This is a genomic window from Rhodopirellula sp. JB055 (assembly GCF_043100905.1).
Taxonomy (GTDB): Bacteria; Planctomycetota; Planctomycetia; order Pirellulales; family Pirellulaceae; genus Rhodopirellula.
In genome coordinates this window covers 1-4,167 of sequence record NZ_JBICHO010000024.1, presented here as the reverse complement: position 1 = coordinate 4,167, position 4,167 = coordinate 1, and the positions used below count along the sequence as shown (strand labels likewise).

4 protein-coding genes are annotated in these 4,167 nt (G+C 57.4%); 2 read left to right on the top strand and 2 right to left on the bottom strand.

Going from position 1 to position 4,167, the window contains the following annotated elements:
• A partial coding sequence (locus ACF8AM_RS00680) for a DUF1559 domain-containing protein (protein WP_392553775.1) occupies nt 1-544 on the top strand: 544 nt, incomplete at its 5' end.
• Between the two features lie 142 nt (nt 545-686).
• Here ACF8AM_RS00680 and ACF8AM_RS00675 read toward each other — a convergent pair.
• The gene (locus ACF8AM_RS00675; RefSeq protein WP_392553774.1) at nt 687-1,901 is read right to left on the bottom strand and encodes an argininosuccinate synthase; all 1,215 of its coding nucleotides are present in this window, start codon (nt 1,899-1,901) and stop codon (nt 687-689) included.
• Between the two features lie 123 nt (nt 1,902-2,024).
• Here ACF8AM_RS00675 and larB point away from each other — a divergent pair, with 123 nt between their 5' ends.
• Nucleotides 2,025-2,882 (top strand): nickel pincer cofactor biosynthesis protein LarB, encoded by an 858-nt coding sequence (gene larB / locus ACF8AM_RS00670; RefSeq protein WP_392553773.1) that lies wholly within the window; start codon nt 2,025-2,027, stop codon nt 2,880-2,882.
• Between the two features lie 30 nt (nt 2,883-2,912).
• On the opposite strand, the gene ACF8AM_RS00665 is transcribed toward larB, so the two are convergent.
• Nucleotides 2,913-4,004 (bottom strand): potassium channel family protein, encoded by a 1,092-nt coding sequence (locus ACF8AM_RS00665; RefSeq protein WP_392553772.1) that lies wholly within the window; start codon nt 4,002-4,004, stop codon nt 2,913-2,915.
• Nucleotides 4,005-4,167 lie beyond the last annotated feature (163 nt).

Below are 4,167 nucleotides of genomic sequence, written 5' to 3'. Positions count from 1 at the left end.
CCGGAAGTTGCATTCTTTGCGAGTCACAATTTTGCCGTACTTAGACGAAGACGCTCTGTTCAATCAGATTGACAAGGACATCGCGTGGGACGAAGGCGAGAACCAAACGCTGATGTACAGTCAGCCCCCAGCGGTTTACCGACATCCTGAGGACACCGGTTGGGGCACGGGCACCGTTTACCAATTGGTGACCGGACCTGGAACATTGTTCCCAAGCAACGGGCCACTCGGTCCAAAGCAGGTGACTGACGGAGCGACCAAGACCATTCTGTTGGCTGAAGGTCAGTTGCAGTCGATGAGCCAGTCGTGGATGGAGCCGGGAGATTTGAATGTGGGGTCGATTGGCGGCGCCATCAACCCTCCGTCCGGGAAAGGCTTGGGCGGTGCGACCGAAGGCGGCGTTTGTGTCGCGACGGTGGAAGGCAGCGGATATTTCTTGCCGGAGACGACTCCGCCGTTGACCGTTCAGGCTTTGATCTCTCCCGCGGGAGGCGAACCGTTGCCGGACGACGTGCTGGATGAGTGGGCGTCAACAGAACGCTGATCACACGACGTCGGCAACGGGAATGGTTGTGCCCGGGAGGCAATCACGCATCCATCCAGCGTTGTGCGCAACAAAAAACGGCGAGGGATGAACCTCGCCGTTGTCGTTGGTTGGTGACCGCTTGCGTGGTTGGGTCTGGAACTCAGAACTTGCGTGGTGAAACGCGGCCTTGGACTCGCGAAGGCAACCCTTGGATTCGCAGGAACCCTTCTGCGTCGTCTTGGTTGTAGGTGCCGCCGCCTTCCATGGTGGCGATTTCTTCGTCGTACAAGCTGTTCGGGCTCGTTCGCGAAGACACCATGATGTTGCCTTTGTAAAGCTGCAGCGTGACTTCGCCGGTCACGGGACGCTGAGCCGTTTCGATGAACGACATCAAAGCGTCCATCTTGGGCGTGTACCAGAAACCGTAGTAAACCAGTTCTGCCACTTCGGGAGCCATGCGGTCGCGAAGGTGCATCAGGTCACGGTCCATCGTGAGTTGTTCGATGTACATCAACGCGTCGTACAGCACGGTCATGCCGGGTGATTCATAGACACCGCGGCTCTTCATGCCGACGAATCGGTTTTCAACCATGTCGATCCGGCCAACACCGTTGCGACCTGCGATCTCGTTGAGCGATTCGACCATTTCGAGAGCGTTGACGGCTTTTCCGTTCAGTGTCTTCGGCACGCCGGATTCAAAACCGATCGTGACTTCTTCTGGTTTGTCGGGGGCATCTTGAGGTGACACGCCCATGCCGAATTCGACCAATTCGACGCCGTTGACATCGAGTTCTTCCAGCTTGCCAGCTTCATAGGAAATGTGCAGAACGTTCTCGTCGCTGCTGTACGGTTTCGCGGTCGAGGCTTTGACCGGAATTCGTTTTACGTCGCAATACTCGATCAATTCCGTACGGCCTGGGAACGCATCCCGGAACGATTTGATGCGCCAGGGGGCGATCATTTCGATGGTAGGATCGAGAGCTTCCGCAGCGAGTTGGAAGCGGCATTGATCGTTGCCCTTGCCGGTGGCTCCATGAGCGTAGGCGGTTGCGCCGACTTCGCGAGCGACTTCCAAGCAAACCTTGCTGATCAGCGGGCGAGCGATGGAGGTGCCCAGCAGATAGATTTGTTCGTATTTGGCCTGCCATGCCAACACGGGGAATGCGAAATCGCGGCACAGTTCTTCGCGAACGTCGACCAAGCGAGACGACTTGGCCCCGCAGGTACGAGCCTTCTCCATGATGGCGTCGCGGTCTTCACAGGGTTGTCCCAGATCCACGTAGACGCAGTGGACTTCGTAGCCTTGGTCCTGGAGCCAGCCCAGAATGACGTACGTATCGAGACCACCGGAATAGGCTAGCACACAACTTTTCATCTCAGATCTGCATCCAAATGCGGGGGAATCGGCTATGTTTGAAGGTCTCGCATTTAAGTTGTCCGGTGCGAAACACGCAAGGACGGTCAGAAGGATCCTGGCCGGAAAGTCAAGCAGAAGGCTATGAACCCACCCACCAACCAACCGCCCTCCCCTGCCCTGCTTCAGATTTTGCAGGACCTCGCAGCGGGGCAAACCGACGTGGATTCCGCCGTGGAATCCATTCAAAAATGTTCGCTGGGACCCGCCGACATGCAAACGGTGCCCGGCGCGACCGTGGATCTGGGACGCCAAGCCCGCTGTGGTTTTGGCGAAGTGATCTACGGCGAGGGCAAATCAACGGACCTGATGACGCAAGTCGTGCAAACCCAAATCGCGGTTGGCCAAGGGTGTTTGATCACGCGGATTGATGCGACTGCAGCGGCTCAGTTGCGGCGAGTGTTTGAAAACACTCGCTACAATGCTGCGGCCCGAACGCTGCGAATTGGCTGTGAAAACGAGAGTTTGGAACCGATTGGGGTCGAGGGGCACTCCACCCACGTCGCTGTGGTCACCGCTGGCAGCACCGACGCGGCGGTTGCGGAGGAAGCCGCCGAGACATTGGCTTGGATGGGGATCGCCTGCGAGCGAATCGATGACATTGGAGTCGCCGGGCCGCAGCGATTGCTGGCCGCTGTCCCACGATTGCGATCCGCTGCCGCGATTGTGGTGGTCGCTGGGATGGAAGGTGCCCTGCCCGCTGCACTGGCCGGCCACGTCGCAACGCCTGTCATCGCGGTGCCTGCCAGCACGGGTTACGGTGCCAATTTCGCTGGGTTGACCCCCTTGATGGGGATGCTGACATCCTGTGCTGCGAATGTCGCGGTGGTCAACATCGATGCGGGGTTCAAAGGTGGCTACTTGGCCGGTTTGATCGCCAGCGGGATCATGAATGCCAAAGCAGAGGCTTCGACCGCAGAAGATCCTTCCGAAGCAACCTGATCCAGCAGGCGTCCTGTTTGTGGGCGCAAGTCAGGCTTTGACGCCCTGATAAAGGATCTCGTGTCGTTGCACCTTGTGAGCCAAGCACAGTTCCGCGATGTCGTTTTGGTGGCCGACCACGATCACGATGTCCTTGGCTTTCAATATCAAGCTCCCGCTGGGATTCATCTGAATCGGGGCTTCGTCCCGTTTGACACCGACAATCAAAAAACCTCGGTTGCCGCGAACTTGGATATCACCCAGCGGTTTGCCAACCAGAGGCGAGTGGTTGGTCAGTTCCAGTTCTTCCAGGCTCAATCCAATCGCCGAAAGCTCCTCGCTGATTCCATGCGAGAGCCCATAAGATTCGAGCACGGCGGAGGCTGTCGGGCGAACGAGCAACTGAGTGGCTCGCATCGCACCGATTGTCGCCGCCATCACGACATGGTTGGCGCCACAGCGGATCAGTTTCTTTTGAGCCGAATGATTCTCGGCTCGCGAAACGATTTCGACTGATTCGGCCAAGTCTCTCGCGGTGACACAGATGAACGCGTTGGCGGCATCATCGGGTAACAGCGTTGCCAACCCGCGAGCGTGATGAATGCCCGCGTTCTGCAACACGTCTTCGTCGGTTGCATTGCCGACCATCGCCAGCATGCCGGAACGCTGAGCTTCTTCGACCCGGGATACATTTTCGTCGATCACGACGAATGGTTGGTCAAGCTGCTGGAGTTCCTCCGCAACGCGAACGCCCATTCGCCCAAACCCGCACACGATCGTGTGCCCACGAAGACTGGCAATTCCTTGGCTCATTTTTCGATCTCTTAAGAGGCTTTGTAGTTCACCATCAACTAAAAATTGAATGAATCCGCCGACGGTGTAGATGGCCGCGCCGTATCCAAGGACGATGATCGCGATGGTCAGTGTTCGCAGAGCGGGTGTGTCGACCGGTTTGACTTCCCCGTAACCGACACCAAAAATCGTGATCACGACCATGTAGATGGAGTCGCTAAGCGTCCATCCCATTTGCACGTACGCAATGATGGCGACCGCGCAGATCGACAGGAACACGGCGAGCCCAAGCAGAATTCGGCGAAGCGGGGTGGGCTGCATGGCAAAAGGAGGTGTCGATTGAGTGGACATCCCAAGTCGCGTGGCCAAGCCATGGCTGTGGCGACGACGAAAACGGGAACGTGGTTTTGAACCTGGTGAGCAGTGCAACTTGTTTGGGCAACCTGTTCGGGCAACCTGTTCAGGTCGTTTGCATTGGTAGCTCTCTGATTGATACGTTGAACTTCATTTGCAT